The organism is Thermomonas fusca DSM 15424, assembly GCF_000423885.1.
Classification (GTDB): domain Bacteria; phylum Pseudomonadota; class Gammaproteobacteria; order Xanthomonadales; family Xanthomonadaceae; genus Thermomonas; species Thermomonas fusca.
Genome location: NZ_AUIV01000015.1, coordinates 88,515 through 114,400, shown reverse-complemented (window position 1 = coordinate 114,400; position 25,886 = coordinate 88,515). Strand labels below are relative to the sequence as shown.

Sequence of the window (25,886 nt, the reverse complement as noted above, 5' to 3'; positions counted from 1 at the left end):
CCCGGGAACGCGCGCGGCGGCTGGGCAACGCCAATCAGATTGCGGCGCGGCAGCACGCCCATCGCCACCAGTGCGTCCAGGCTGTCATAGCGCAACTCGCTGATTTGCTCCGGGCTCGCACTGGCGCGCTCGAACGTGGTCTGCCCCACCGGCGCGTGCTCGCGCTGGCCGTGGCCGGTGCCGATGCGCTGCGGCATCGCCTCCATCGTCATCGCGCGGTCTGCGCTGGCCTTTGCGCCGGCCTCCGCCCGTGGTGCGGCCGCAACCGGCGCCGCTGGCGGCAGCGGGCGCCGCCAGCGTTCGCGGAACACCGCGATGCCGACCACGCCGACGTTGTCCGGCCGCCCGGTGCGTGAGGCGTAGCTGCCTTGCAGATCGGTGAACACGAACTGGGCGATGTCGTCCAGGGATTTGCGCCAGCCGCCGATCTCGGCGCTCTCCCACGGCCCCAGCACATAGCCCGCCTGCGAGGGCGCGGCGGTCTGGCCGCTGACCGCATTCACCCCATCCACCGACAGCACCACCAGCACCCGTTCACCGCTGGTGTTGGTCAGGCGCACCGCGTAGCGATGGCCGGGCGTGCCGGCCACCCAGTCGCGGCCGCGGTGGCGGTATTCGGGCAGGGTCTGGGCGGTGTCGCGGTCCACCAGCGCCAGCTCCACCAGCGGGTAAGCGGGAACCGGCGTGCGCGCGGCGACGGGCGCGCTGGCGGCGATGACGGCAAGGACGAACAGCAGGCGGCGGAACATGGCTTTCTCCGGGGGCGCAGGCATTGCGCTGCACTGCTGTCAACGCGCGGCGCCCGCAAACGGGGTTGCCGGGTGGCGCGGGTACACTGTGCAGCCCGTCTCCCGCGTTCCAACAGCGCCCACCGCATGAGCAAGACCCGCATCCTGACCGGCATCACCACCTCCGGCACGCCGCATCTGGGCAACTACGTCGGTGCGATCCGCCCGGCGCTGGCCAGCGCGCAGGCCGCCGATGTGGAGAACTTCTATTTCCTCGCCGATTTCCACGCGCTGGTGAAATGCGGCGATCCGGCGCGGGTACAGCGCAGCACGCTGGAAATCGCCGCCACCTGGCTGGCCTGCGGCCTGGACGTGGAAAAGAACTGGTTCTATCGCCAGAGCGATATCCCGGAAATCCCCGAGCTCACCTGGCTCCTGACCTGCGTGGCCGGGAAGGGCCTGCTCAACCGCGCCCACGCCTACAAGGCGGCGGTGGACCGCAACCGCGCCGAGGGCGAGGACGACGATGCCGGCGTCAATGCCGGGCTGTTCATGTACCCGGTGCTGATGGCCGCCGACATCCTGATCTTCAACGCCAACAAGGTGCCGGTGGGCCGCGACCAGATCCAGCACATCGAGATGGCGCGCGACTTCGGCCAGCGCTTCAACCATCTCTACGGCGAACATTTCGTGCTGCCGGAGGTGGTGATCGACGACAACGTAGCCACGTTGCCCGGCCTCGACGGCCGCAAGATGAGCAAGAGCTACGACAACACCATCCCGCTGTTCGCCCCGCGCAGCGAGCTGAAGAAGCTGATCGCCGGCATCCTGACCGACTCGCGCGCGCCCGGCGAACGCAAGGACACCGAGGGCTCGGCGCTGTTCCAGCTGTATCAGGCGTTCGCCTCGAAGGAGGAAACCGCCGCCTTCGCGCAGGCGTTCGCCGACGGCATCAGCTGGGGCGATGCCAAACACAAGCTGTTCGAGCGCATCGATGCGGAAGTGGCGCCGCTGCGCGAGAAGTACGAGGCGCTGATGGCAAAGCCGGCGGAGATCGAGGCGGTGCTGCGCGACGGCGCGGCGCGCCTGCGGGCTACCCATGCCACCCCCACGCTGGTGCGCCTGCGCGCTGCGGTGGGCCTGCGCGACCTGTCCACGGTGGCGGTGGATGGCGACAAGGCGGCGGCGAAGAAGGAGGCCGACGCGCTGCCCGCGTTCAAGCAGTACCGCGATGCCGATGGCAAGTTCTACTTCAAGCTGGTGCAGGGCGAGCGCGTGCTGCTGCAGAGCGTGGGCTTCGATTCGCCGCGCGATGCCGGCCAGCGCGTGGCCGCGATCAAGCAAGGCGAAGTGGGCGACGACGCCAGTGACTTCCTGCTTGGCGAGGGCGTGACCAGCGCCGAAGTGAACGCGGCGCTGGCGGCCTTCGTGGCGGCTGCGCTGGAGGGCGAGGGGGGCAAGGCGTGAACAACGTGGCGGCGCTGCCGGCGCTGGCGCTCATCCTGTTCGCGCCGTGGTTCCTGATCCTGTCGGCCCTGTATTGGCTGTATCCGCGCCAGCCGCGCAACGCAGCGCGCCGGCGTTTCGACGGGATCGCCCTGCTGCTGGCCTACGTTGGCTGCCTGCTCAGCCTGTATTGGAGCTTCGATGCGGCGGATCGCAGCCATGGCGCACTGTGGCCGCAGATCCTCGCCACCTCGGTGGGTTACGGGGTGTTCCTGCTGGTGCTGGCGGTGGCGTTCTGGCTGCGACGGCGCTGGCTGGCCAAGGCCTGATCGATCCGGCGGGCTGCACGCTGCGCTCTGGCCTGAAGCGGCTCCTGCAGAGAGCCGATGCCGCCCCTGCATTTTTTGCAGGCAAACAAAACGGCGGGCCGAAGCCCGCCGTTTTGTTTGCCGCCACGGACTGGATTTACTGCGGCAGGGCCAGATCGTCCAGCAGCGCCTTCAGGAAGCGCGCGGCTTCGCCGCCGGTGCAGGCGCGGTGGTCGAAGGTCAGGCTGATCGGCATGCGGCGGTGCACCTCGATGCCGCCCATCACCGCCACCACGTCGTGCGACAGCTTGCCCACGCCGACGATGGCCACGCACGGCGGTACCACCACCACGGTGCCGTAGCGGCCGGCGAACACGCCGAAGTTGGACAGCGAGATGGTGTAGCCGCTCAGCTCCGATGCCGGGATCGAGCGGTCCTCCACCTGCGTGCGCAGGCGGTTGATGCCTTCGCGCAGGCCGCGGCTGTCCAGCATGTCGGCATTGCGCAGCGCCGGCACGAACAGGCCGTCGGGGGTGTCCACCGCCAGCCCCAGGTCCACGTGCGGGTGTTTGGTGAGGGTGAGGTTTTCGTCGTCGAACCAGGCGTTGAGCGCGGGCTCGGCCTTGCAGGCAGCCACGATCGCGCGGATGGTGCGGGCGGTGATGTCCTGCTTGCCCAGCCACTGGTGCAGGTCGGCATCGTCCACCAGGGTGGTCTGCACCACCCGGTCGCGCGCATCGGCCATCACCCGCGCCATGTTGCGGCGCACGCCCTTGAGCTGCTCGGGCTGGCCGCTGGCGGCAACCCCCGGCGGCTGGGTGCGCATCGGCTTGCCGGTCTGCGACAGCGCGCTGCGCTGGGCCGGTGCGGCTGGGGTCGCCGCCGGGGCCGGAGCCGGGGCCGGAGCCGCGGCGCGTGCCACCGGCGCGGCGCCAGGCTTGGCCGAACCGTCGGCCGCCGCGCGCTTCACGTCGTCCATGCTGACCGTGCCATCGATGCCGCTGGCGCGCACGCGGGTGATGTCGACGCCAAGCTTGCGCGCCATCGCGCGCACCGCCGGCACCGCCTTGACCCCGCCGACCGCCACCGCGGCTTCGCTGACCACCGCGTTGCCGACTTGCATCGCGCCGACCACGGTGCCGGCGTCTTCCGGCTCCGCCTTCGCGGCGGCTGCCGGCGCCGGCGCCGCCGGTTCCGGGGCGGCGTGGGACGGGCCGTGGTGGTGGCCGGTGTCCTGGCCTTCCGCGCGCTGCGGCAGGCTGGGGTCGATCTCGAATTCGGCCAGCATGGTGCCGGTGACGATCACGTCGCCGGCGCCGCCGGCCAGCTTCAGCACCTTGCCGGAGACCGGCGAGGGCACGTCGACCACCGCCTTGGCGGTCTCCATCGAAACCAGGTTTTCGTCCAGGCGGATCACGTCGCCTTCCTTGACGTACCACTCCACGATGGTGGCGTCCGGCAGGCCTTCGCCGAGGTCGGGCAGGAGGAACTTCTTGCTCATGGGGCGTCCTTTACGAGTAGGCCATCGCGCGCTTGGCGGCGGCGACGATCTTGTCCACGCTCGGCAGGTACTTCATCTCGAGGCGGAACAGCGGGATGTGGGTGTCGTAGCCGGTCACGCGCTCGACCGGGGCCAGCAGGTCGAACAGGCATTCCTCGGCGACGCGCGCGGCGATCTCCGCGCCGAAGCCGGCGGTCTTGGCGGCCTCGTGCACGATCACGCAGCGGCCGGTCTTGGCCACCGATTCGGCGATGGTGGGGAAGTCCAGCGGGGTCAGCGTGGCGACGTCGATGACCTCGGCGCTGATGCCCTCGGCGGCCAGCTTCTCGGCGGCCTCCAGGGTTTCCTTCACCTGCGCGCCCCAGGTCACCAGGGTCACGTCGGCGCCGTCGCGCAGCACGTAACACACGTCCAGCGGCAACGCCTCGCCGTCATCCGGCACCAGTTCCTTGTACTGGCGGTAGATGCGCTTGGGCTCCATGTAGATGACCGGGTCCGGGTCGCGGATCGCGGCCAGCAGCAGGCCGTAGGCGCGCTGCGGGGAGCTGGGCATCACCACCCGCAGGCCGGGCACGTTGGTGAAGATCGATTCGTTGGCTTCACTGTGGTGTTCAGGCGCGCGGATGCCACCGCCCCACGGCACCCGCAGCACCATCGGGCAGGTCAGCCGGCCGCGGGTGCGGTTACGCATGCGCGCGGCGTGGCAAACGATGAAATCGACCATCGGGTACATGAAGCCGTCGAACTGGGCTTCGGCGACCGGCTTCATGCCCTGGCTGGCCATGCCGACGGTGAGCCCGGCGATGGTGGTTTCATCCAGCGGAGTGTCGAGGATGCGTTCGGTGCCGAACTGCGCGGACAGGCCGGCGGTGGCGCGGAACACGCCGCCGTTGACGCCCACGTCCTCGCCCAGCACCACGACGGATTCGTCGCTGCGCAGCTCGTAGGCGAGCGCCTGGGTGATCGCTTCGATAAGCGTGATGGGAGCGGGGGTGATGGGTTGCGCGCTCATGCCCGGCCCTCCAGCGCGATCGCGGCTTCCCGCTGTGCCAGCACATCGGCCGGCATGTCGCCGTAGAGGTAGTCGAACATCGCTTCCACCGGCTGCACCGGGGTTTCCAGATAGGCGTTGATTTCCACGTCCACGCGCTTGCCGCTCTCCTCGATCCAGGCTTTCTCCTGCGCCTCGTCCCACAGCCCGGCATCGGTCAGGAACTTGCGCAGGCGCAGGAACGGCTCCTTCAGCCAGGCCTGCTTCACTTCGTCCTCGCCGCGGTAGCGGCGGGCGTCGTCGGCGGTGGTGTGGTCGTGCAGGCGATAGGTCATGAACTCGATCACGCTGCCGCCTTCGCCCTTGCGCGCGCGCTCATGGGCGCGGCGCATTGCTTCCAGCACCGCCACCAGGTCGTTGCCGTCCACCTGCAGGCAGTGCAGGCCGCCCGCTAGGCCCTTCTGCGCCAGGGTCTCGGCGCCGGTCTGGGCCTTGCGCGGCACGCTGATCGCCCAGCCGTTGTTGACCACGCACAGCACCAGCGGCAGCTGGTAGGCGCCGGCGGAGTTCACCGCCGCGTAGAAGTCGGTTTTCGAGGAACCGCCGTCGCCGCAGACCGCCACCGCCACCCGGTTCTGCTTGCGCAGCTTGAAGCTCAGCGCGGCGCCGGAGGCCATCAGCATCTGGGTGGAGATCGGCACGCACCACGGATAGTCGTGGGCCGGGGCGCCCGTCAGCAGGTTGCCGCGCTCGTCGCCGCCCCAGTACATCAGCACTTCGCGCGGGCGCATGCCGCGGGCGAACTGCGCGCCGTATTCGCGATAGCTGGGTGCGAACACGTCTTCCGGCTGCATCGACGCGCCGATGCCGACGTGGGTGGCCTCGTGTCCCAGGCAGGCGGCGTAGGTGCCCAGCTTGCCGGTGCGCTGCAGGGCAATGGCCTTGCTGTCGAAGGTGCGCAGGAACAGCATCTGCTTGAACAGCGGCAGCAGCGCCGCGGCATCGGCCACCGCGGGCGGCAGCAGCGCCGCGGCATCGGCCACCGCGGGCGGCAGCGGGCCGGCCAGGGTGCCATCGGGCTTGAGGTATTGCAGGTATTCGATTTCGAAGCTGGCGGCAGTGGTCATGATTGCCTTGATGTTGGAGCAATTGCTCCATGATACCGGCGATGTGTTGGCATTCCGTTGCGCGCTGCGGCATCGCAAGGCACTTGACGGCGGTCAGCGCGTCACTGCAGGACGGCGTGCGAGAATCGCGCGATGAGCAGCGAACACGACACCGCCAGCGCCAATCAGCGCGACCTCGAAGCCGATATCCACACCGACCTGGCCGGGCGCATCACCTACGGCGGCTACCTGCGGCTGGATCGCCTGCTGTCGGCGCAGCAGCCGCTGTCGAACCCGGCGCACCACGACGAGATGCTGTTCATCGTCCAGCATCAGACCAGCGAGCTGTGGCTGAAGCTGCTGATCCACGAGCTGTCCGCGGCGCTGGAGCACCTGCGCAATGACCGGGTTTGGCAATTCGGCAAGGTGGCCGCGCGCTGCAAGCGCGTGCTCGACCAGTTGACCGCGCAATGGTCGGTGCTGGAGACGCTGACGCCGTCGGAATACATGGAGTTCCGCGACGTGCTGGGGCCGTCGTCCGGGTTCCAGTCGCTGCAGTACCGCACGGTGGAGTTCCTGCTCGGCAACAAGAACGCGGCCATGCTGAAAGTGTTCGCCCACGATCCAGCCGGGCAGGCCGCGCTGGAAGCGGTGCTGCGCGCGCCCAGCCTGTATGACGAATTCCTGCGCTATCTCGCCCGCTGGGGCCATGCGGTGCCGGCCGCGCACCTGCAGCGCGACTGGACCCAGCCGCACGTGCTGGACCCGGCGCTGGTGCCGGTGTTCGAGCGCATCTACGAGGACACCGGCCGCTACTGGCGCGAATACCAGCTGTGCGAAGACTTGGTGGACCTGGAAACCCAGTTCCAACTGTGGCGCTTCCGCCACATGCGCACGGTGCAGCGGATCATCGGCTTCAAGCGCGGCACCGGCGGTTCCAGCGGCGTGTCGTTCCTCAAGCGTGCGCTCGACCTGACCTTCTTCCCCGAGCTGTTCGAGGTGCGAACCTCGGTCGGGCCGGGCCGCGACGGCGTCGCCTGAGCCCGTTCGCACGCACCCCGCATGGGGTGATTTGCTGCTTTGCAGCACGATGTCCTGAATGCGCACGGTTTGACGTTGCCTGCGCCTGTCGGCCATTCTCGCCCGGTTCCGCGCCCATCGCAGGCCGGTTCGACATCCTCAATCAACGCTAGAACACAAGGGGGAACGCCGCATGAGCGGAGCCGCTGATACGACGCCGGGCGCAGTTCCGGAATTCAAGCAAGTCATGGGTCATCCACGTCCGCTGTGGATGCTGTTCATGACCGAGTTCTGGGAGCGCTTCGCCTTCTACGGCATGCGCTGGGCGCTGGCGCTGTACATCGTGGCGCAGTTCTTCGGCGGAGATTCCTCCGGCGAGGCCTCGGCCAGCAAGCTGTATGGCGCCTACCTGGCGCTGGTGTACGCGGCGGCGCTGTTCGGTGGTTACGTCGCCGACAAGGTGCTGGGCTACCAGCGTTCGATCCTGCTGGGCGCGGTGGTGATGGCGGCCGGCCTGTTCATGATCACGGTGCCCAGCGAGACGGTGTTCAAGATGGGCCTGGCCACGGTCATCGCCGGCAACGGCCTGTTCAAGCCCAATATCTCGACCATGGTCGGCCAGCTGTATTCGACCGGCGATGAGCGCCGCGACTCCGGCTTCACCCTGTTCTACATGGGCATCAACGCCGGTGCACTGATCGCGCCGGTGCTGACCGGCTTCCTGGCCGAGAACATGTTCGGCGGCTCCTCGGAGATGCCGGCCTACAAGGCGGTGTTCATCGCCTCCGGCATCGGCATGCTGATCAGCCTGGTGTGGTTCTGGATCGGCCGCGCCCAGCTGCAGGGCATCGGTCGTCCGGTCGAAGGCGGCGAAGGCCTCGGCCGCGTACTGATGGTGGCGGTGGGCGTGTTGGTGGCGATCCCGGCGATCTATTTCCTGCTCACCATCGATGCGAACAACCTGCAGATCCTGCTGACCGCGCTGTTCGTGGTGCTGTGCGTGCTGATCCTGCGCGAGGGCTTCGCCAACGGCGCCGTCGCCCGCGACAAGGCGATCGCGATGCTGATCATCTTCGCCTTCAACGTGCTGTTCTGGATGTTCTTCGAGCAGGCGGGCAGCTCGTTCAACTTCCTGGCCCAGAACATCGTCGAGCGCGACTTCGGCGGCTGGACCTTCCCGGTGGGCTGGTTCCAGTCGGTCAACTCGCTGGCCATCATCACCCTGGCGCCGGTGGTCGCCTGGATCTGGATCCGCATGGGGCGCGCCAATCCGTCGATTCCGCGCAAGTTCGGCCTCGGCATCATCTTCAACGGCCTGGCCTTCCTGCTGCTGATGATCGCGCTGTCCAGCATGGTCGATCCGCAGACCATGAAGATCCCGTTCTGGACGCTGTTCATGGTTTACGTGATCCAGTCGGTGGGCGAGCTGTGCCTGTCGCCGATCGGCCTGTCGATGGTGACCAAGCTGGCGCCGATGCGCCTGGTCGGTTTCGGCATGGGCGGTTGGTTCCTGTCCACCGCGATCGGCAACAACCTGTCCGGCATCTTCGCCAGCAGCGTCAGCGGCGAAGCCGGCATGACCGTGGCCTCGGCGCAGGCCGGCTACACCTTCGGGTTCTGGGTGCTGATTGGCGCCGGCGTGCTGCTGTTCCTGATCGCGCCGCTGATCCAGAAGCTGATGCACGGGGTGAAGTAAGGCGTGCCGCCCGCGTCGTGCATCGGCGCGGGATGGTGATGCAAGCGCGGCGGCCCCAGGGCCGCCGCGTGCGTTTGCAGCCGGTGGAAATCAGCCGGCTGCGGCTTGGCTGGTGGCCTCGACCCGAAGTTCCAGCTCGTCCAGCCGGTCGAGCAGGCGGAACAGCAGGGCGCGCTCGTCCGCCGGCATGTCGCCCAGCAGCTGGCGTTCGAAGCCCAGCGCTAGCGGCACGATCTGGTCGTAGATCGCGTAGCCTGCCTCGGACAGGCGCAGCACCGAGCGGCGGCGGTCGTCGTCATCGAAGCTGCGCAGCAGCCGGCCCGATACCAGCAAGCTGGCGACCGCGCGGCTCACCGCCACCTTGTCCATCGCGGTGCGCTGCGCCACCTGGTTGGCCGACAGGTCCGGGCTGCGGCCCAGCACCGCCATCACCCGCCATTCGGTGACGCCCAGGTCGAAGCGCTGCGAATACTCGCGCGCGATCGAGCCGCTGATGCGATTGGAGAGCACGCTGAGCCGGTAGGGCAGGAAGCGTTCGAGGGCGAGGCTGGCGTGGTCGGGCATGCGCGGCGGCCGGAAAAGAGGAGGGAACTTGAGATAGTTGCAAGTGCAACCATAGAATGCGCATTCCCGGCGTTGAGGACACCCCGCATGAGCGCGCAACCCAATCTTGGCATGCAGCCGACCACCTTCGACAACCCGATGGGGATCAACGGCTTCGAATTCGTCGAATTCGCCGCCCCGGCCGGGCAGGGCCCGCGCATGCGCGACTACCTGGAGCAGCTGGGCTTCTCCGCCGTCGCCCGCCACCGCGCGCGCGCGATCACCCTGTTCCGGCAGGGCACGATCAACTTCCTGCTCAACGAGTCGGAAGATTCCTTTGCCGCCGACTTCGCCGCCCTGCACGGCCCGTCCGCTTGCGGCTTTGCGATCCGCTTCCGCGAGCCCACCGACAAAGTGCTGGCCCACGTGTTGGCCAACGGTGGCGCGCAGATCGATCACAAGCCGGAGACCGGCGCGGTGGTCACCCCCGCGATCAAGGGCATCGGCGACTGCATGCTGTACTTGGTCGACGACGGCCGCACCGACCTGTACGCCGACTACGTGCCGCTGCCCGGCGTGGACCAGCACCCGAAGGGCTTCGGCCTGACCTTCATCGACCACCTCACCCACAACCTGTTCGTGGGCAACATGGCGAAGTGGTCGGACTACTACGAGAAGCTGTTCAACTTCCGCGAGATCCGCTACTTCGACATCAAGGGCGCCAAGACCGGCCTGTTGTCGAAGGCGATGACCGCGCCGGACGGCGTGGTACGCATCCCGCTGAACGAGTCCAACGACGACAAGAGCCAGATCAATGAATACCTGCGCGCCTACAAAGGCGAGGGCATCCAGCACATCGCGCTGTTCACCGACGACATCTACGACTCGGTCGAACGCATGCATGCGGCCGGGGTGAAGTTCCTCGACACGCCGGACACCTATTTCGACGTGATCGACGTGCGCGTGCCCAACCACGGCGAGGACGTGGAGCGCCTGCGCAGGAATTCGATCCTGATCGACGCCGACATGGAAACCAAGTCGCGCAAGCTGCTGCAGATCTTCACCCAGAACGCGTTCGGCCCGATCTTCTTCGAGATCATCCAGCGCAAGGGAAATGAAGGCTTCGGTGAAGGCAACTTCCAGGCGCTGTTCGAAAGCATCGAACGCGACCAGATGAAGCGCGGCGTGCTGTGATCCCCGCCCGCCGCGCGGCGGGCATCCACTGAGCGAGCAGACCATGGCGATCCACAGCAACGGCTACCAGACCGGTTTCGGCAATGAATTCGCAACCGAGGCGCTGCCCGGCGCGCTGCCGGTGGGGCGCAACTCGCCGCAGCAGGTGGCGCATGGGCTGTACGCGGAGCAGCTGACCGGCACCGCGTTCACCGCGCCGCGCCACGCCAACCGGCGCAGCTGGCTGTACCGGATCCGCCCGGCGGCGGTGCACGGGCGCTTCGAGCCGTTCGCGCACGCGGGTTTCCACAACGACTTCGGCAGCGGCCCGGTGACGCCGGAAAAGCTGCGCTGGAATCCGCTGCCGCTGCCGGAGCAGGCGGTCGATTTCATCGACGGCCTGTTCACCGTGGCCGGCAACGGCGGCCCGGAGGCCGGCACCGGCGTCGGCCTGCACCTGTACGCGGCCAACCGCGACATGGACGGCCGCTTCTTCTGCAATGCCGACGGCGAGCTGATGCTGGTGCCGGAGCTGGGGCGCCTGCACATCGAAACCGAGCTTGGCGTGCTGGACGTGGAGCCGCAGCAGATCGCGGTGATCCCGCGCGGCGTCCGCTTCCGCATCGCCCTGCCGGAGGGGCAGGCGCGTGGCTATGTCTGCGAGAACTTCGGTGCGCTGTTCAAGCTGCCCGACCTCGGCCCGATCGGCAGCAACGGCCTGGCCAACCCGCGCGACTTCGAATACCCGCAGGCGGCGTTCGAGGACGTGGAGGGCGAGTTCGAGCTGCTGACCAAGTTCCAGGGCCACCTGTGGCGCAGCGACATCGGCCATTCGCCGCTGGACGTGGTGGCCTGGCACGGCAACTATGCGCCGTACCGGTACGACCTGCGCCGCTTCAACGTGATCGGTTCGATCAGCTACGACCACCCGGATCCGTCGATCTTCCTGGTCCTGCACTCGCCCAGCGACACCCCCGGCACCAGCAGCGTGGACTTCGCGATCTTCGCGCCGCGGGTGCTGGCGATGCGCGACACGTTCCGGCCGCCGTGGTTCCACCGCAACATCGCCAGCGAGTTCATGGGCCTGCTGCACGGCGTGTACGACGCGAAGGCCGAAGGCTTCGCCCCCGGCGGCTGCTCGCTGCACAACTGCATGACCGGGCACGGGCCTGACGCCGCCACTTTCGAGAAGGCCAGCACGGCCGACCTGAGCCAGCCGGACTACATCGACGGCACCATGGCCTTCATGTTCGAGACCCGCGCGGTGATCCGCCCGACCGCGCAGGCCATGGCCGCGCCGCATCGCCAGCAGGACTACCCCGACTGCTGGATGGGCCTGCGCAAGCGTTTCCAGCGCTGAACCGCTGGCGCCTCAGCCGCCCACCAGCTTGAGCTGCGGGGCGGCCTCGCGCGGTGCGCGCGGAACGGTGACCGCCTCCAGCCGCGGCAGCAGCGGTTCCGGCAGCACTTCGCCCAGCCGCGCCAGCACGCGCTGGCCGTAGCTGTCGTTGGTCAGCTGCAGCAGCAGCTGCAAGCCGTCGAGAACGGCTTCGATCAGCGCATCGTCGTTGCCGCAGAACTGGATGCGGGCCTTGCGCTCCACTGCGTCCGGGTCGCGCTGCAGCGAAAGCATGTCGATCATGTACATCTTCGCCGCCACCAGCGAGCGGCGCTGGCCGCGCGTGGGCGCAGGCGCGGCGCCAGCCGGCGCCACCGATGGCGCGGTGCCGCCAGCGTGCGCCGGGGAGGCGATCCCGGCCTGCGTCGGCGCCGGCCGCGGGCTGCCGGCACGGATCTGCTCGGTGCGCGCCTGCAGCGCATCGGTGGTGGCGCGCAGCAGGCCGGTGAAGGCGCCGGCGACGCCGCTGGCCGGGGCGCTTGCAGCGGCGTCCCTGGCATCGGCCGGGCGGATGTAGCCGTCCTTCAGCAGGCGGTCGATGGCCGGCAGGATGTCCGGCCCCAGCATCGCCATCACCTCGTTGAGCGTGCGCTTGCCGTCGGTGACGATCAGGATGCGGCGCTCGGCCAGGCTCAGTCCGGCGCTGGAGCCGGCCTGCAAGGCGCTGTGCGCGAGTGCGGTCTTGTTGAGCAGCATGGGGGATCCCCGGTTCGACGTGCGCCACGCTAGCCGGCGTCGATGTCGCGCGGATGACGATCGCGTGGCCGTCACTTCCGAAGGCGCTTCGCGCCGCGTTCACCGCGGCTGGCGACACTGCGGGCTCCGTCGCAACACAAGGAGTTCCGCGGTGCGCCTCCTGCTTCCGCTTGTCCTGTTGGCCATGCTGGCCGCCTGCAAACCCGCTGCAACCCCCGCTACCTCTGCGTCGCCCGCAGAGCCGGTGGCGGCGCCGCAAGCCGAAGCGCCTGGCGCGGCCGCCGCACAGCAAGGATTGGCCGGGTTCGGCGGTTATGGCGATGTCCGGCTTGGCATCCCTGCTGCCGACATGGAGCAGGCCTGGGGCGGGGCGCTGGAGCGGCTGGGGCCGCCGCCTGAGCCGGCCGATGGCTGCCACTACCTGCGCCCGAAGCGCGCCGCGCGGTCCGCCGAAGACCAGGCGTTCATGCTGGAGGGCGGCAGGTTCGTCCGCTATGACATCGAAGGCGAACGCGAAACCGCGCCGGGCGGCGGCAGGATCGGCATGCACAGGTCCGACATCGCCAGGCTGTATCCGAACCAGGTCGAAGCGCGGCCGCACCATTACACCGACGGCGAATACCTGCGCATCCGCGATCCCGCCGGTGGCGCCGGCGTGCTGGTGTTCGAGACCGACGGTCGCGGCGACGACGCCAGGGTGCTGGCGTGGCGGGTGGGCCTGCCGCCGCAGGTGGACTATGTGGAAGGCTGTTCTTGACGCGATCGCGCGGGTAGTCGACGCAGCGGGCCTTCTATACTGCGGAAGATGACCACGCATGCCTCCGTCCTCGCCCGTGCCCAGAGCGCGCTGGCCGAATTCTTCCGCCTTGAAGCCGCCGCCGGCATCATCCTGATCGCCGCCGCGGTGCTGGCGATGATCGCCGCCAATTCGCCGTTGGCGCATGCCTACGAGGTGTTGCGCGACACCCCGCTGGGCGGCGAAGGTTGGGGCAAGTCGCTGCACTGGTGGATCAACGACGGCCTGATGGCGGTGTTCTTCCTGCTGGTGTCGCTGGAGATCAAGCGCGAGGTGATCTCCGGGCAGCTGTCCAGCCGCGATCAGCTGGCGCTGCCGGTGGTCTGCGCCGTGGCCGGGGTGGCGGTGCCGGCGCTGCTGTATACGGCGATGAACCACGGCGATGCCGGGGCGATGCGCGGCTGGGCCATTCCCACCGCCACCGACATCGCCTTCGCCCTCGGCGTGCTGGCGCTGCTGGGTTCGCGGGTGCCGCTGGGAATGAAGCTGCTGCTGTCGACGATTGCGGTGGCCGATGACCTGATCGCGATCCTGATCATCGCGTTCTTCTATTCGCAGGGCCTGCAGTGGGGCGCGCTGGCCGGCGCGGCGCTGGTGGTGCTGGCGATGTTCGTGCTGAACCGGCGCAAGGTGACGCGGTTGGCGCCCTACCTGCTGCTGGGCGTGTTGCTGTGGGTGCTGGTGCTGGCGTCGGGCGTGCACGCCACGCTGGCGGGCGTCGTGACCGGGCTGATGATCCCGCACTACGACCGCCACAACACGATTGACGATGCGGTTGAGCATTCGCCGCTGGAAACCCTGGAGCACGCGCTGCACCCGTGGGTCGCGTTCGCAATCCTGCCGCTGTTCGCGTTCGCCAATGCCGGGCTGGCGATTGGCGCGCTGCAGCTGGACGACCTGTTGTCGCCGCTGCCCGCAGGGATCGCTCTGGGGCTGGTGCTGGGCAAGCCGGTCGGCATCGTCGGCGTGGCGTTGCTGATGCGTACGCTGGGGCTGGCGCAGTTCCCGCAGGGCATGGACCTGCGCGCGATGCTGGGGTTGGGGATGCTTTGCGGCATCGGTTTCACCATGAGCCTGTTCATCGCCTCGCTGGCCTTTGCCGGGCATCCGCTGCATTACACCGAGGGCGTGCTGGGCGTGCTCGGCGCGTCGGTGGTGGCGGCGTTGCTGGGCAGCCTGTGGCTGGCGCTGGTGCTGCCGCGCAACGCCCGCGCATGAACACCGCGCTGGTGTTCGGCGGCAGCGGGCAGATCGGCGCGGCGCTGCTGGCGCGGCTGCGCGCCGAGGGCTGGCAGGTGCTGGCGCTGTCGCGCACGCAGCGCGCCGATGGCCCCGGCCTGCGCTGGCTGCGCGGCGGCTTTCCGCAGCCGCCGGGATTGCCGGAGCAAGTCGATGCGATCTTCAGCTGCGGCCCGCTGGATGCGTTCGCGCAGTGGTACGCGACGGCTGACATCCATTGCCCGCGGGTGGTCGCGTTCGGCTCCACCAGCGTCCACGTCAAGCATGCTTCCGCCGATGCCGGTGAGCGCGACGTGGCGCGGCGCCTGCGCGAGGCCGAAGCTGCCTTGTTCGCGACCGCCGCGGCGCGCGGCGAAGCCGCCATCGTGCTGCGTCCGACGCTGGTGTACGGCGCCGGGCGCGACGCCACCCTGACCCGCATCGCCCGGCTGGCGCAGCGCTTCGGCCGCTTCGTCCTGCCGCGCGTTGCCGCTGGCCGGCGCCAGCCGGTGCACGTCGATGACCTCGCCGAGGCCGCGCTGGCGGCCTGTCGCAGTACCGCCGCCGCTGCGCGTGGCTATGACCTGCCGGGCGGCGAAACGCTGGCCTATGCCGAGATGGTGCGGCGGATGCTGGCCTGCCTGTCGCCATCGCCGCGGCTGCACCTGCTGCCGATGCCGCTGTTCCGCGCGCTGCTGGCGGCGGCGCGTGCCGGAGGCATCGCGCGCGACCTCACCGGTGACGCAATCGCACGCATGCGCGATGACCTGGTGTTCGATGCCGGCCCGGCGGCGCGCGACTTCGGCTATGCACCGCGCGCCTTCGCGCCCGCTGCGGCTATGTTCGACGCGCCTCAGCCCAGCAGCGGCGCCCCGTAGAACCGGCGCAGGTGCGCGGCGACCTCGGGCATCGCCGCCTGCAGCGTGCGTGCGTCGCTGAAGTGGTATTCGGTGCAGACCGCGAAGAATTCCTCCGGCGCTTCCGCGGCATAGGGGTCGATGGCGGTGTCGCGGCCGGCGTCCACCTCGGCGCAGAAGCCGTCGTAGGCGCGCTGGAAATCCGCCGCCCACCGCCGCTGCCAGTCGCGCGGCAGCGGCGGGGTGCCGTCCATCGCGCCGTCCAGTGCGTCGAGCTTGTGCGCGATCTCGTGCGCGGCCACGCAGAAGCCGTCGTTCGGGGCGGCGATGTCGCTGCGCACGTCGGCCCAGGACAGGATCACCGGGCCGCGTTCCCAGGCTTCGCCGATCAGTTCCTCGGCGCCTTCGTGGAGGATGCCGTGGGCGTCGACATGACTGCGCCGGGCGCGGAACGCGGCCGGGTACACCAGCAGCTCCTTCCAGCCGTGCAGGCCCTCGCGGCCGAACTCCAGCAATGGCATGCAGCACAGCATCGCCAGCCGCAGCCGCTGCACCTCGTTCAGTCGCAGGCCGTGCAGCGGCGTGATGGCCTTGTCGGCCAGGAATTCGGCGGCCAGCGTGTGCAGGCGCTGCTGGCGCGGCGGGTCGAGATCGCGCAGCCACGGCAAACCGGCCGCAGCCTGCCGGCACAGCGAAGGGTCAAGTGCGGGAGCAGTGCGCGGGCGGCGCGAGAACGGCCAGATCACGCGGAACCGGATTGCTCAGCGAAACATGCCGGGCAGGAAGCTGTGGAAGCGCGACGGCATCGCGCGGCTGTCGCCGGAAGCGCGGGCCGGGCCCGGTGCCTGCGCCTTCGGGCGCGGTGCGCGCGGCGTATGCGCGGCGGCGGTGACATCGAGGTCGGCTTCGTCCAGCCGCTCCATCGACGCTGGTTGGGGCTCTGCCGGCGGCGTGCTTTCCGGTGCCGTCTGCCGCAGTTCGCTGGCGCCGGCATGGCCAAAGGCGCCCGCCAGGGCAAGGCAGACCAACAGCTGACGCGTCGTGGACAGGCGCATGGAGGGTCACCGGATGAATGGGCGTACGCAGCGCACGGCCCGCCCGCGACTATAGCAGCCGACCGAGCCGGTCGGTGCTGCGCCGCAGCAGGCGCGGATGCGGCCGGCTCTGCACACTGGCGGCATGTCCGACACCGCCCTGACCACCAGCGTCCCGCCCTCCGCCGTCACCGCCGCCGCGCTGCGCCGGGCCCTGATCGCCGGTGCGCGGCGGGTGATCGCCGCGCGCGACGAGCTCAACCGCATCAACGTGTTCCCGGTGCCCGACGGCGATACCGGCAGCAACCTCGCCTCGACCCTGGGCAGCGTGCTGCACGGCGCGCTGAGCCGGCGCAGCCGCCATGCCGGCGAACTGCTGCTGCGGGTGGGCAACGACGCGATCGACGGCGCGCGCGGCAATTCCGGCGCGATCATGGCGCAGTTCCTGATGGGCCTGGGCGAGCAGGCGCGGGCGTTGTCGCAGCTCGATGCCGGCGAGCTGGCGGCGGCGGTGCGACGCGGCGCGGACAGCGCTCGCGCGGCATTGGCGCAGCCGGTGGAGGGCACCATCCTGAGCGTGATCGCGGCGTTCACCGAGGCGCTGGAGGAGCAGGCGCGCAGGGTAGGGGCGAAGCCATGGCAGGCGTTCGCGGCGGCGCTGCCGCGCGCGCGCACCGCGCTGGCCGACACCCCGCGGCAGATGCCGCTGCTGCGCAAGGCGGGCGTGGTGGATGCCGGCGCGCGCGGATTCGTGGACTGGCTGGAGGGCATCGCCGCCTATGCCGAAGGCGGTCCGCGCGTGCTGAACCTGCGCGGCGCGGTCGGCGACGGCGCGGAGGCCGCTGCGGCGCATGTCCATCTGGATGTGGATCCGGGTTGCCGCTATTGCACCGAATGCCTGCTGGTGGGCGAGCGGATCGACCGGGTCGCGCTGCGCACCGCGCTGGCGGTGATCGGCATCGAATCGCTGGTGGTGGCGGGCAGCGACAGCCGGGTACGCGTGCATGGCCACACCGCCCGGCCGCAGGCGCTGTTCGATGCCTGCGCCGGGTTTGGCCGGGTCGAGGCGATGAAGGCCGACGACATGGTCATGCAGCAGCGCAGCGTGGAATCGCCGGGCCGGGTGGCGGTGGTGACCGACAGCGCTTCCGACCTGCCGCAGGCACTGGCCGATCGCTTCGACATCCATGTGGTGCCGGTGCGGGTCAGCTTGGACGGCCGCGATTACCTGGACCGCCTGGGCCTGGGCACGGCCGAGTTCTACCGGCGCATGGCCGCCTCGGCGCAGCTGCCGCAGACCAGCCAGCCACCGCCGGGGGATTTCCGCCGCGTCTTCGAACACGTGCTGGCGCACCAGCCGGCGGCGGTCTACGTGGGCCTGTCGCGGCCGCTGTCCGGCACCCTGCAATCGGCCGAATCGGCGGCGCGCGGGCAGCAGGGGCGGCTGCGCTGCATCGACAGCGGCCACGCCAGCGTCGGTCAGGCGCTGCTGGCATGGCGCGCCGGCGAACTGGCCGCGGCCGGTGCGGAGGCGGACGCGATTGCCGAGGAACTGGCGCGGCTGGTGCCGCAGACACTGACCTGGGCGATGGCCCGCGACATCCGCCACGCCGTGCGCGGCGGTCGCATTCCGCGCTGGGCCGCCCCGCTGGTGCGCTTCAGCGGGCTGACCCCGCTGGCCGCGATCCGCAACGGCGTGCTGAAGGTGGCCGGTGGCCTGTTCGCCCGCCACGGCGCGCCGGAGGCGTTCGCGCGGCACGTGGCGCGGCGGCTGCCGGCGGCACCCGGTTGGCGGCTGCTGGTCGGCCACGCCGATGCGGCGGCGGACGGCGAACGCGTGCTTGCGGCGCTGCGCCGGCTGCTGCCGGTGACCGAGGCGCATCTGGTCGAAGTGGGGCCGGCGATCGGCGCGCATGCCGGTCGCGGTGCCCTGGTGCTGGGGCTGCAGCCCGCGCCCTGACGCGATCCGGGTGCGGGTGGGTGGCCGCGCTGCGTATCATCGAAGGATGTCGCCCGTACTCGTCGCCGCCTGCCTGCTGTGTGTCGCCTACCTGCTGGGCTCGCTGTCAGGCAGCCTGCTGCTGGGCCGGCTGCGCGGGGTCGACGTACGCACCATGGGCAGCGGCAATGCCGGCGGCACCAACGCGCTGCGCACCCAGGGCCTGCGCTTCGCGCTGGGGGTGGTGCTGATCGATGTCGGCAAGGGCGCGCTGGCGGCATGGCTGGCGCTGCGTTTCGCCCCGGGCGTGGCCTGGCCGGCGGCGGGGCTGGCGGTGCTGGGCCACGTCTGGCCGGTCTGGCACGGCTTCCGCGGCGGCAAGGGCGCCGCCACCGCGGTGGGCGCGCTGCTGGTGCTCTGGCCGCTGGCGGTGCCGCTGCTGCTGGGGGTGTGGCTGCTGGTGCTGGTGACCAGCGGCTACGTCGGCCTGTCCACCGTGCTGGCCGCGGCCAGCCTGCCGCCGTGGGCCTGGCTGTTCGATGCCGATGCACCGCGGCTGGCGTTTTCCGTCGCGCTGGCGCTGTTCCTCGCCTTCACCCATCGCGGCAACCTGCAGCGGCTGCGGCATGGCACCGAGTCGCGTTTCGAGCGCGCGCGCCTGCTGCGCCGCCGGGGCGCACGCGCATGAGCGACGCCCGCGGCGAACGCGCGCTGTTGCAGCGTCTGGCTGGCGGGCCAGTCAGTGGCGACGTGCTGGCCGGCGAGGCCGGGCTGACCCGCGCTGCGGTGTGGAAGCGGATCGAGGCGCTGCGCGACGCGGGCATCGCCATCGAGGCGGCGCCGGGGCGCGGCTACCACCTAGCGCAGCCGCTGGACCTGCTGGACGGCGACGCCATCCGCGCTGCCCTGCCGGCAGCGCTGCGCACCGAACTGGCCGATCTGGAGGTGGCGTGGTCGCTGGATTCCACCAACAGCGAACTGCTCCGCCGCGACACCCCTGCGCGCGGCTGCGCGGTGCTGCTGGCCGAACGCCAGACCGGCGGGCGCGGCCGGCGTGGCCGCGAGTGGTCGTCGCCGCTGGCCGCGCACCTGTACCTGTCGCTGGCGCGGCGGTTCGAGGGCGGATTGGCGCGGCTGGGCGGCCTGAGCCTGGTGGCCGGGATCGCCGCCTGCGAAGCGCTGCACGCGCTGGGCTTCGCGCAAATACGGCTGAAGTGGCCGAACGATCTGGTGGTCGACGATGGCGGCGGCCTGCACAAGCTCGGCGGCCTGCTGGTGGAAGGCGGCGGCGAAGCCGGGGGCGCGGTGCGCGCGGTGGTCGGCATCGGCGTCAACGTGCGCATGCCGGCAGCCTTGTCCAGCGCGATCGGCCAACTGTGGACCCAGCTGGCCGCACTGGTACCGCAGCCGGCCGCGCGCAACCTGCTGGCCGCCGCGCTGCTGGAATCGCTGCTGCCGGCACTGGATACCTTCGATGCGCAGGGGCTGGCCCCGTTCCTGCCGCGCTATGCGGCGCTGGACGTGCTGGCCGGGCGACCGGTGCAGGTGCATGAGGCCGCGCGCAGCTGGGATGCGCAGGCGCTGGGCATCGCGGAGGACGGCGCGCTGCTGGTGCGCGACGACGCTGGCGACATCCGCCTGGTGCACGCCGGCGACGTCAGCGTGCGCGCCGCGCCAACGGACGCGGGGCAGGCATGACCACCTGGCTGTTCGATCTCGGCAACACCCGTCTGAAATGCGCGCCGCTGGACCCCGACGGCAGCGTGGGCGAGGTGCGCGCGATCGCCCATGACGATGCCGACGGCTGGCTGGACGCGCTGCCGGCCGGCGCTGTCGCCTGCATCGCCAGCGTGGCCGCGCCGGAGCGGCGGGTGGCGCTGCTGGATGCGCTGTGCACGCGCTTCCAGCGCCTGCATCGGGTGCACACCGAAACGGCGTTGGGGCCGCTGCGGATTGCCTATGCCGAGCCCGGGCACTTGGGCGTGGACCGCTTCCTGGCGATGCTGGGGCTGTGCGGCAGCGCGCCGGCGCTGGTGGTCGGTGTCGGCACCGCGCTCACCATCGACCTGCTGGATGGCGCGGGCCGCCACCGCGGCGGCCGCATCGCGCCGTCCCCCCAGCTGATGCGCGAAGCGCTGCACGCACGCGCGGCGCAGCTGCCGCTGGCCGGCGGCGACTATGCGGAGTTCGCCGACGACACCCATCACGCGCTCGCCTCCGGCTGCGACGGCGCCGCGCTGGCGCTGGTCGAATGCAGCCTGCACGTCGCGCAGGCGCTGCTGGGCGCTACGCCCCTCCTGCACCTGCACGGTGGCGGCGCCGCGGCTTTGCGCTCGCGCTTGCCGGCGCATACGTGGGCGCCGGATGCGGTGCTGCAGGGGCTGGCGCGCTGGCACGCGCTGCGGATCGCATAAACTCGACCGATGCTGCTGCGCGCCGCCATCGTGATCCTCGTGATGCTCAACCTGGGCGCCGCCGGCTGGTGGCTGTTCCAGCCGCAGCCCGGCGTTGCCGCCGGGATGGCCGCTGCCGCGCCGGGACTGCGCCTGCTGAAGGAAGTGCCGGCGCCGTCCCCGCCGGCAGTGGCGGCAACGGCCGACGCGGCGGCCGCACCGTCACCGTCTGCCGCCGCGGCACCGCCGGCTGCGGCGCCCGGCACGCCCATGGCCACGCCCGCGCCCGCTGCCCCCATCGCGGTCGAACAGCCTGCGGTCTGCCTGCGCTTCGGACCGTTTGCTGATCCTGCCGCGCGCAGTGTTGCGCGCACGGCGCTGGCCACGGCCGGCGTCACGGCGGTGGCCTTCGACGAGCGCGCCCGCGGCGTGCGCGGCTGGAAGGTGTTCCTGCCTGCGCAGCCCTCGCGCGAGGCAGCGGTGGCGACGGCAGAGCGGTTGAAGGCCGCGGGCGTGGCCGACCTGTTCGTGATGACCGAGGGCGCGGACGCCAACAGCATCGCGCTGGGCCGCTTCAGCAGCGAAACCGGCGCGCGCAGGCGGCAGGCGGAACTGCAGGGCAAGGGCGTGCAGGCGCAGGTGGAGCCGGTTGGCGGCACGCCTGCGCAGGCGTGGCTGGGCGCGCGCCTGCCGCCGACTGCGGACCGCGCCGCGCTGGCGCGGATCGCGCGCTCGCAGCCGCTGGACTGCGCGCAGCTGCGCTGAGCGCACGCCGGCAGCGGTTCCGGCGGCGACCGGGCCGCCTGATAGAATCGGCCGCCCGCCGCTTTAGCTCAGTTGGTAGAGCAGCTGTCTTGTAAACAGCAGGTCGTCCGTTCGATTCGGACAAGCGGCACCATCTTCCGTTCGCACCCGCGCCGATCGCAGCGCCTGGAGCCACCATGATCCGTGCCTATCCGCCTGTTTCCGTGTTCGGCGTGCCCACCGACATCGGCGCGTCCCGGCGCGGTGCATCGATGGGGCCGGAAGCCCTGCGCGTTGCCGGGTTGGTCGAAGCCATCGCCGCGCGCGGCGTGGATGCGCGCGACATCGGCGATGTCGCCGGCCCGCGCAATCCGGTCAGCCCGCCGGTGGACGGCTATCGCCACCTCGCGGAAGTCACCGCCTGGAATCGCGCGGTATTCGACGCCAGCCTCGGCGAACTGCGCGCCGGGCGCATGCCGATCATGCTCGGTGGCGACCACTGCCTGGCCATCGGTTCGATCGCCGCGGTGGCCGCGCACTGCCGCGACAACGGCAAGAAGCTGCGGGTGCTGTGGCTGGACGCGCACGCCGACTTCAACACCAGCGCGCTCACCCCCAGCGGCAACATCCACGGCATGCCGGTGGCCTGCCTGTGCGGGATGGGCCCGCAGGCGCTGACCACGCTGGGCGGCGTGGTGCCGGCGATCACCCCGGCGCAGGTGCGGCAGATCGGCATCCGCTCGGTCGATCCGGGCGAGAAGCAGCTGGTCAAGGAACACGGCCTCGACATTTACGACATGCGCTTCATCGACGAAGTCGGCATGCGCCGTGCGATGGAAGAAGCGCTGGAAGGCGTGGATGCCGATACCCATCTGCACGTCAGTTTCGACGTCGACATGCTGGATCCGTCGATTGCGCCCGGCACCGGCACCCGCGTGCCCGGCGGCGTGAACTACCGCGAGGCGCAGCTGATCATGGAGATGGTGGCCGACAGCGGCCGCCTGGGCTCGCTGGATCTGGTGGAAGTGAACCCGGCGCTGGACCGCCGCAACGCCACCGCCAGGCTGGCGGTGGATCTGGTGGAAAGCCTGTTCGGCAAGTCCACCCTGATGCGGGACTGATCAAGCCAGCTCGGCCAGCCAGTCGCGCGGACGCAGGTAGTCGGCCAGCCGCGCTTCGGCGCTGCCGGCCTCGGGCTGGTAGCCGTATTCCCAGCGCACCAGCGGCGGCAGGCTCATCAGGATCGATTCGGTGCGGCCGCCGCTCTGCAGGCCGAACAGGGTGCCGCGGTCGAACACCAGGTTGAACTCCACGTAGCGCCCGCGCCGGTACAGCTGGAACTGGCGCTCGCGCTCGCCGTAAGGCATGTCCTTGCGGCGCTCGACGATCGGCAGGTAGGCGTCGAGGAAGCCGTCGCCGACCGCGCGCAGGTAGCCGAAGCAGTCGTCGAAGTCGCCGTGCAGGTCGTCGAAGAACAGCCCGCCCACGCCGCGGGTCTCGTCGCGGTGCTTGAGCAGGAAATATTCGTCGCACCATTTTTTATGCGCGTCGTAGCGGGCCTGTCCGCCGAAAGGCTCGCACAGCGTGCGCGCGGTGCGGTGCCAGTGGAGTACGTCGTCGTCGAACGGATAGAACGGAGTCAGGTCGAAGCCGCCGCCGAACCACCACGCCACCGTTTCGCCGTCGCGCTCGGCGCGGAAGTGGCGCACGTTGGCATGGGTGGTCGGAAGCAATGGATTGCGCGGATGGAACACCAGCGACACGCCCACCGCGCGCCACGACGCGCCGGCCAGTTCCGGGCGTCCGGCGCTGGCCGATGGTGGCAGTCGGTCGCCGGCCACGTCGGAAAAACCGATCCCGGCCTGCTCGAACACCGCGCCATCGCGCAGCACGCGCGTGCGCCCGCCACCGCGGATCGGCGAGCTGGCGGGATCCTTCGTCCACGCGTCCTCGCTGAAGCGCGCGCTGCCGTCGGCGCGCTCGATCTCGCTGCAGATGCGGTCCTGCAGGCCGGTGAGGTAGTTGCGGACGCTGTCGATATCGGGGATGTTCATGCGCGCATTGTAGGACCCGCGCCGCTCAGCCCAGCGCCAGCAGCGCGATCGCCGCCAGCGCCAGCAGCAGGCCGGCGGCATTGATCCGGCTCAGGCGTTCGCGGAACAGCGCAACACCTGCCACCGCGCCCAGCGCCACCACGCCGAGGTTCATGCTGGCGAACACCAGCGACGGGCTGTCCGGCAGCGCGCGGTGGGCGCGCAGGTAGAACAGGATGTTGGCGAAGTTGACCGCGCCGAGCAGCAGCCCGCCCAGCGCGCTGCGCGCGGTGAAGCGCACCCGCCGAAGCAGCTGCAGGGCAAAGGCCACCAGCAGCGCCAGCGCGAACACCGCCAGCAGCGCGCTGCCCAGCGGCAGGCCGCCGGCGGCCACGCGCTTGAACAGCACGTCGATCAGGCCGAAGCCGGCGAACACCGCCAGCGGCCAGCCCCAGCGCGCGCCGCCGTTGCCGCCGGCATCGCGCCCATCGCGCCAGACCATGCCGGCCAGCGCCAGCAGGCCCAGCGCGCAGCCGGCCAGCTTCAGCGGCGCCAGGGCTTCGCCGAACAGGGTGAACGCGGCCAGCAGCGGGATCAGCAGCGACAGCCGTTGCGCCGCGTCGCTGCGCACGATGCCGGCGTGGCGCACGGAGGCCGCCAGCGCCAGGAAGATGGTCGGCAGCAGCAGGCCCAGCGCGGCGAGGGTGAGCCACGGCGCATCCGCCTGCCGCAGCGGTTGCAGCGACGGCTGCAGGACCAGCAGCGTGAGCGCGCCGGTGGCGACGTAGTTCCACGCCACCGCCTGGCCGACGTCGATATCGAAACGTCGGGCCAGCTTGAGCAGCACCGACACCAGCACGCTGCACAGTGCGGCCAGCAGGACATGGATCATGGATGGCGTCCGCAGAGGGAAAGAGCCGTTGCCCGCGTGGGCCCGGAGGACACCTATTTTCGCCGAACGGCGCCGGCTGCATCGGCGCGTTGCGGCGTGCGGTCAGTCGGCCAGACGCGGCAAGCCGAAGCGATCGCGCGTTTCGACGTGGGTGTCCGCCGGCTGCGCGGGAGGGGCCGCGTCGACGGGATCCACCGCGACATCACCGCGCTGGCTGCGCAGCGCATTGGCATAGCAGCGCTGCGCACGGACATGGTCGTCCAGCTGCGCGGCGCCATCGCCCAGCGCTTCCCAAGCGGGCGCGCCGGCGCCTGCAGTCAGCGCGCGATTCAGGGCGTCCTCGGCCGCCAGCCAGCGGCCCCGCCGCTGGTCGATGCGGGCGCTGGCAAGCAGCAGCGCCGGGCTGGCCGGGCGTGCCTGCAGCCAGCGCTCCAGCTGCGCATGGCGATGTTCGATGCGGTCGACGTCGAGCTGTCCGTACAGCGCGGCCAGCGCTTCATCCCATTCGGCATCCAGGGCCTGCTCGATGCTCGTTGTGGCCGCATCGTGCCAACCCAGCGCGGCGGCGCGACCGGCATAGGCGGCCGCCACGTCGGGATGCGTGCGCAGTGTCGGCGGCAGCGCATCCCACAGCGCGGCGACGGTGTTGCCGTCGTCGGCTTCACGCAGTGCCTGCGCCGCCCAGCGTGCCGGTAGCGATTCGCCTTCGGCCGCCGGCAGCGCCTGCTGCTGGCGCAGCGCGCCAAGCAGGCCGTAGGCCTCGGCGCTGCGTGCGCTGGCCAGCAGCGCCTGCGCGCGCAGCCACAGGCCGCGCGGCGGCAGCGGCTGCGCCGGCGCGGCGTCGAGCGCTTGCAGTGCGGCTTCCGGCTGCTGCCGGGCCAGCGCGCGTTCGGCCAGCACCACCGCGCGGATGCCGGCGTGCCGATGTTCGAACCCCGCCAGCAGCGCTTCGCCTGCTGCGTCGTCGCCGCGCATGAACGCGGCGCGTGCCGCCTGCGCGCGGGCCACGGCTTCCGCCGCGGGATCGTCTGCGGCTTGCCGCAGCAGCTGCCCGGCGCGCAGGTAGTCGCCGCGCTCGAATGCCGTCAGCCCATCGATCAGCTGCGCCCGCGCACGCCGCCTGCGGCGCCGGTTCCACAGCCGGAACGGCAGCCGCAGCGCCGTCCACAGCAGCGCCAGCGCGAACAGTCCCGCCAGCAGCAGGCCGATGCCCACCGCCAGGGTGGTGCTGTAGTCGGTGCCGCGGTAACGCACCAGCAGATAGCCCGGGTCCTGCAGCAGGTACTGCACCAGCACGGCGCCCAGCACCGCCAGCAGCAGCCAGACCAACACGTTGCGGAACAGGTTCATCGCGGTGTCTCCCGAGTGTGCGG

26 protein-coding genes and 1 tRNA gene are annotated in these 25,886 nt (G+C 70.7%); 16 read left to right on the top strand and 11 right to left on the bottom strand.

Translation table 11 applies throughout. The features are described 5' to 3' along the window. A partial coding sequence (locus G582_RS16125; RefSeq protein ID WP_038053533.1) for a hypothetical protein occupies positions 1 to 749 on the bottom strand: 749 nt, incomplete at its 3' end. 126 nt (positions 750 to 875) lie between these two features. On the opposite strand from G582_RS16125, the gene G582_RS0108950 reads away from it, so the two are divergent. Together G582_RS0108950 and G582_RS0108945 are read left to right on the top strand one after the other, a co-directional pair. Then, entirely contained in the window at positions 876 to 2,195 is a 1,320-nt protein-coding gene (locus G582_RS0108950; protein ID WP_028839548.1) for a tryptophan--tRNA ligase, read from the top strand. Next, positions 2,192 to 2,503 (top strand): hypothetical protein, encoded by a 312-nt coding sequence (locus G582_RS0108945; RefSeq protein ID WP_028839547.1) that lies wholly within the window; start codon positions 2,192 to 2,194, stop codon positions 2,501 to 2,503. The genes G582_RS0108950 and G582_RS0108945 overlap by 4 nt, the downstream gene beginning before the upstream one ends. Before the next feature lie 136 nt (positions 2,504 to 2,639). Here G582_RS0108945 and G582_RS0108940 read toward each other — a convergent pair whose 3' ends face one another. Genes G582_RS0108940 through G582_RS0108930 form a run of 3 tightly spaced genes read right to left on the bottom strand, consistent with a single transcriptional unit; the run spans position 2,640 to position 6,101 of the window. Further along, complete coding sequence (locus G582_RS0108940) at positions 2,640 to 3,983, bottom strand: dihydrolipoamide acetyltransferase family protein (protein WP_028839546.1); 1,344 nt, start codon at positions 3,981 to 3,983, stop codon at positions 2,640 to 2,642. Between the two features lie 10 nt (positions 3,984 to 3,993). Then, complete coding sequence (locus G582_RS0108935; protein ID WP_038053531.1) at positions 3,994 to 4,995, bottom strand: alpha-ketoacid dehydrogenase subunit beta; 1,002 nt, start codon at positions 4,993 to 4,995, stop codon at positions 3,994 to 3,996. Next, the gene (locus G582_RS0108930; RefSeq protein ID WP_028839544.1) at positions 4,992 to 6,101 is read right to left on the bottom strand and encodes a thiamine pyrophosphate-dependent dehydrogenase E1 component subunit alpha; all 1,110 of its coding nucleotides are present in this window, start codon (positions 6,099 to 6,101) and stop codon (positions 4,992 to 4,994) included. The genes G582_RS0108935 and G582_RS0108930 overlap by 4 nt, the downstream gene beginning before the upstream one ends. Positions 6,102 to 6,233: 132 nt before the next feature. On the opposite strand from G582_RS0108930, the gene G582_RS0108925 reads away from it, so the two are divergent. Continuing rightward, entirely contained in the window at positions 6,234 to 7,121 is an 888-nt protein-coding gene (locus tag G582_RS0108925) for a tryptophan 2,3-dioxygenase (protein WP_028839543.1), read from the top strand. A gap of 172 nt (positions 7,122 to 7,293) precedes the next feature. After that, positions 7,294 to 8,796: a peptide MFS transporter gene (locus G582_RS0108920; RefSeq protein ID WP_028839542.1), complete on the top strand. Its 1,503-nt coding sequence runs from the start codon at positions 7,294 to 7,296 to the stop codon at positions 8,794 to 8,796. A gap of 90 nt (positions 8,797 to 8,886) precedes the next feature. On the opposite strand, the gene G582_RS16120 is transcribed toward G582_RS0108920, so the two are convergent. After that, positions 8,887 to 9,360, bottom strand: a complete 474-nt coding sequence (locus G582_RS16120) for a MarR family winged helix-turn-helix transcriptional regulator (protein WP_038053530.1) — start codon at positions 9,358 to 9,360, stop codon at positions 8,887 to 8,889. A gap of 87 nt (positions 9,361 to 9,447) precedes the next feature. Between G582_RS16120 and hppD the strand changes: the two genes are divergently transcribed. After that, positions 9,448 to 10,533 (top strand): 4-hydroxyphenylpyruvate dioxygenase, encoded by a 1,086-nt coding sequence (hppD, locus tag G582_RS0108910; RefSeq protein WP_028839541.1) that lies wholly within the window; start codon positions 9,448 to 9,450, stop codon positions 10,531 to 10,533. A 43-nt stretch (positions 10,534 to 10,576) separates the two neighbouring features. Continuing rightward, positions 10,577 to 11,872 carry a homogentisate 1,2-dioxygenase gene (gene hmgA / locus G582_RS0108905; RefSeq protein ID WP_038053529.1) on the top strand — a complete coding sequence of 432 codons (1,296 nt, stop codon included), beginning with the start codon at positions 10,577 to 10,579 and terminating at the stop codon, positions 11,870 to 11,872. Positions 11,873 to 11,884: 12 nt separating this feature from the next. Here hmgA and G582_RS0108900 read toward each other — a convergent pair whose 3' ends face one another. After that, complete coding sequence (locus G582_RS0108900; protein ID WP_028839539.1) at positions 11,885 to 12,607, bottom strand: hypothetical protein; 723 nt, start codon at positions 12,605 to 12,607, stop codon at positions 11,885 to 11,887. 151 nt (positions 12,608 to 12,758) lie between these two features. On the opposite strand from G582_RS0108900, the gene G582_RS0108895 reads away from it, so the two are divergent. Genes G582_RS0108895 through G582_RS16115 form a run of 3 tightly spaced genes read left to right on the top strand, consistent with a single transcriptional unit; the run spans position 12,759 to position 15,499 of the window. After that, a complete protein-coding gene (locus tag G582_RS0108895; RefSeq protein ID WP_248642746.1) occupies positions 12,759 to 13,364 on the top strand; it encodes a lectin in 606 nt (201 codons plus the stop codon). A gap of 48 nt (positions 13,365 to 13,412) precedes the next feature. Beyond that, complete coding sequence (gene nhaA, locus G582_RS0108890; protein WP_028839537.1) at positions 13,413 to 14,621, top strand: Na+/H+ antiporter NhaA; 1,209 nt, start codon at positions 13,413 to 13,415, stop codon at positions 14,619 to 14,621. Next, the gene (locus tag G582_RS16115; protein WP_156880383.1) at positions 14,618 to 15,499 is read left to right on the top strand and encodes an NAD-dependent epimerase/dehydratase family protein; all 882 of its coding nucleotides are present in this window, start codon (positions 14,618 to 14,620) and stop codon (positions 15,497 to 15,499) included. The genes nhaA and G582_RS16115 overlap by 4 nt, the downstream gene beginning before the upstream one ends. Here G582_RS16115 and G582_RS0108880 read toward each other — a convergent pair. Both G582_RS0108880 and G582_RS0108875 read right to left on the bottom strand, forming a co-directional pair. After that, positions 15,475 to 16,224: a zinc-dependent peptidase gene (locus G582_RS0108880; RefSeq protein WP_028839536.1), complete on the bottom strand. Its 750-nt coding sequence runs from the start codon at positions 16,222 to 16,224 to the stop codon at positions 15,475 to 15,477. The genes G582_RS16115 and G582_RS0108880 overlap by 25 nt on opposite strands. A 15-nt stretch (positions 16,225 to 16,239) precedes the next feature. Further along, entirely contained in the window at positions 16,240 to 16,533 is a 294-nt protein-coding gene (locus G582_RS0108875) for a hypothetical protein (RefSeq protein WP_028839535.1), read from the bottom strand. Between the two features lie 124 nt (positions 16,534 to 16,657). Between G582_RS0108875 and G582_RS0108870 the strand changes: the two genes are divergently transcribed. The 7 genes from G582_RS0108870 to rocF all read left to right on the top strand — a co-directional run bounded on the left by G582_RS0108870 (position 16,658) and on the right by rocF (position 22,709). Then, positions 16,658 to 18,472: a DegV family protein gene (locus G582_RS0108870; protein ID WP_028839534.1), complete on the top strand. Its 1,815-nt coding sequence runs from the start codon at positions 16,658 to 16,660 to the stop codon at positions 18,470 to 18,472. Between the two features lie 46 nt (positions 18,473 to 18,518). Further along, positions 18,519 to 19,139 carry a glycerol-3-phosphate 1-O-acyltransferase PlsY gene (gene plsY, locus G582_RS0108865; protein ID WP_028839533.1) on the top strand — a complete coding sequence of 207 codons (621 nt, stop codon included), beginning with the start codon at positions 18,519 to 18,521 and terminating at the stop codon, positions 19,137 to 19,139. Next, the gene (gene birA, locus G582_RS0108860; RefSeq protein ID WP_028839532.1) at positions 19,136 to 20,149 is read left to right on the top strand and encodes a bifunctional biotin--[acetyl-CoA-carboxylase] ligase/biotin operon repressor BirA; all 1,014 of its coding nucleotides are present in this window, start codon (positions 19,136 to 19,138) and stop codon (positions 20,147 to 20,149) included. Before plsY ends, birA begins: the two co-directional genes overlap by 4 nt. Next, positions 20,146 to 20,865 carry a type III pantothenate kinase gene (locus G582_RS0108855; protein WP_028839531.1) on the top strand — a complete coding sequence of 240 codons (720 nt, stop codon included), beginning with the start codon at positions 20,146 to 20,148 and terminating at the stop codon, positions 20,863 to 20,865. Before birA ends, G582_RS0108855 begins: the two co-directional genes overlap by 4 nt. Positions 20,866 to 20,874: 9 nt before the next feature. Continuing rightward, positions 20,875 to 21,609: a hypothetical protein gene (locus G582_RS17240; RefSeq protein WP_051247061.1), complete on the top strand. Its 735-nt coding sequence runs from the start codon at positions 20,875 to 20,877 to the stop codon at positions 21,607 to 21,609. Between the two features lie 57 nt (positions 21,610 to 21,666). Further along, positions 21,667 to 21,742 (top strand) — tRNA-Thr (locus G582_RS0108845). 43 nt (positions 21,743 to 21,785) lie between these two features. After that, positions 21,786 to 22,709: an arginase gene (rocF, locus tag G582_RS0108840; protein WP_028839530.1), complete on the top strand. Its 924-nt coding sequence runs from the start codon at positions 21,786 to 21,788 to the stop codon at positions 22,707 to 22,709. Here the strand turns inward: rocF and hemF are convergent, their stop codons facing one another. From hemF to G582_RS0108825, 3 genes are all read right to left on the bottom strand, one after another. Then, on the bottom strand, positions 22,710 to 23,642 hold the full coding sequence (hemF, locus tag G582_RS0108835) for an oxygen-dependent coproporphyrinogen oxidase (RefSeq protein ID WP_425476544.1): 933 nt from the start codon (positions 23,640 to 23,642) through the stop codon (positions 22,710 to 22,712). 25 nt (positions 23,643 to 23,667) lie between these two features. Next, positions 23,668 to 24,513, bottom strand: coding sequence for an EamA family transporter (locus tag G582_RS0108830; RefSeq protein WP_028839528.1), 846 nt, complete (start codon positions 24,511 to 24,513; stop codon positions 23,668 to 23,670). 102 nt (positions 24,514 to 24,615) lie between these two features. Beyond that, the gene (locus tag G582_RS0108825; RefSeq protein WP_028839527.1) at positions 24,616 to 25,863 is read right to left on the bottom strand and encodes a heme biosynthesis protein HemY; all 1,248 of its coding nucleotides are present in this window, start codon (positions 25,861 to 25,863) and stop codon (positions 24,616 to 24,618) included. Positions 25,864 to 25,886: the final 23 nt, after the last annotated feature.

Coding starts and splice junctions, on each gene's coding strand:
- G582_RS0108900 (WP_028839539.1), bottom strand. CDS start 12,607: ATGCTGCTCAACAAGACCGCACTCGCGCACAGCGCCTTGCAGGCCGGC.
- G582_RS0108925 (WP_028839543.1), top strand. CDS start 6,234: ATGAGCAGCGAACACGACACCGCCAGCGCCAATCAGCGCGACCTCGAA.
- G582_RS0108830 (WP_028839528.1), bottom strand. CDS start 24,513: ATGATCCATGTCCTGCTGGCCGCACTGTGCAGCGTGCTGGTGTCGGTG.
- birA (WP_028839532.1), top strand. CDS start 19,136: ATGAGCGACGCCCGCGGCGAACGCGCGCTGTTGCAGCGTCTGGCTGGC.
- G582_RS0108935 (WP_038053531.1), bottom strand. CDS start 4,995: ATGAGCGCGCAACCCATCACCCCCGCTCCCATCACGCTTATCGAAGCG.
- G582_RS16115 (WP_156880383.1), top strand. CDS start 14,618: ATGAACACCGCGCTGGTGTTCGGCGGCAGCGGGCAGATCGGCGCGGCG.
- G582_RS0108940 (WP_028839546.1), bottom strand. CDS start 3,983: ATGAGCAAGAAGTTCCTCCTGCCCGACCTCGGCGAAGGCCTGCCGGAC.
- rocF (WP_028839530.1), top strand. CDS start 21,786: ATGATCCGTGCCTATCCGCCTGTTTCCGTGTTCGGCGTGCCCACCGAC.
- G582_RS0108825 (WP_028839527.1), bottom strand. CDS start 25,863: ATGAACCTGTTCCGCAACGTGTTGGTCTGGCTGCTGCTGGCGGTGCTG.
- plsY (WP_028839533.1), top strand. CDS start 18,519: ATGTCGCCCGTACTCGTCGCCGCCTGCCTGCTGTGTGTCGCCTACCTG.
- hemF (WP_425476544.1), bottom strand. CDS start 23,642: ATGAACATCCCCGATATCGACAGCGTCCGCAACTACCTCACCGGCCTG.
- hppD (WP_028839541.1), top strand. CDS start 9,448: ATGAGCGCGCAACCCAATCTTGGCATGCAGCCGACCACCTTCGACAAC.
- G582_RS0108855 (WP_028839531.1), top strand. CDS start 20,146: ATGACCACCTGGCTGTTCGATCTCGGCAACACCCGTCTGAAATGCGCG.
- G582_RS0108950 (WP_028839548.1), top strand. CDS start 876: ATGAGCAAGACCCGCATCCTGACCGGCATCACCACCTCCGGCACGCCG.
- nhaA (WP_028839537.1), top strand. CDS start 13,413: ATGACCACGCATGCCTCCGTCCTCGCCCGTGCCCAGAGCGCGCTGGCC.
- G582_RS17240 (WP_051247061.1), top strand. CDS start 20,875: ATGCTGCTGCGCGCCGCCATCGTGATCCTCGTGATGCTCAACCTGGGC.
- G582_RS0108930 (WP_028839544.1), bottom strand. CDS start 6,101: ATGACCACTGCCGCCAGCTTCGAAATCGAATACCTGCAATACCTCAAG.
- hmgA (WP_038053529.1), top strand. CDS start 10,577: ATGGCGATCCACAGCAACGGCTACCAGACCGGTTTCGGCAATGAATTC.
- G582_RS0108870 (WP_028839534.1), top strand. CDS start 16,658: ATGTCCGACACCGCCCTGACCACCAGCGTCCCGCCCTCCGCCGTCACC.
- G582_RS0108920 (WP_028839542.1), top strand. CDS start 7,294: ATGAGCGGAGCCGCTGATACGACGCCGGGCGCAGTTCCGGAATTCAAG.
- G582_RS16120 (WP_038053530.1), bottom strand. CDS start 9,360: ATGCCCGACCACGCCAGCCTCGCCCTCGAACGCTTCCTGCCCTACCGG.
- G582_RS0108875 (WP_028839535.1), bottom strand. CDS start 16,533: ATGCGCCTGTCCACGACGCGTCAGCTGTTGGTCTGCCTTGCCCTGGCG.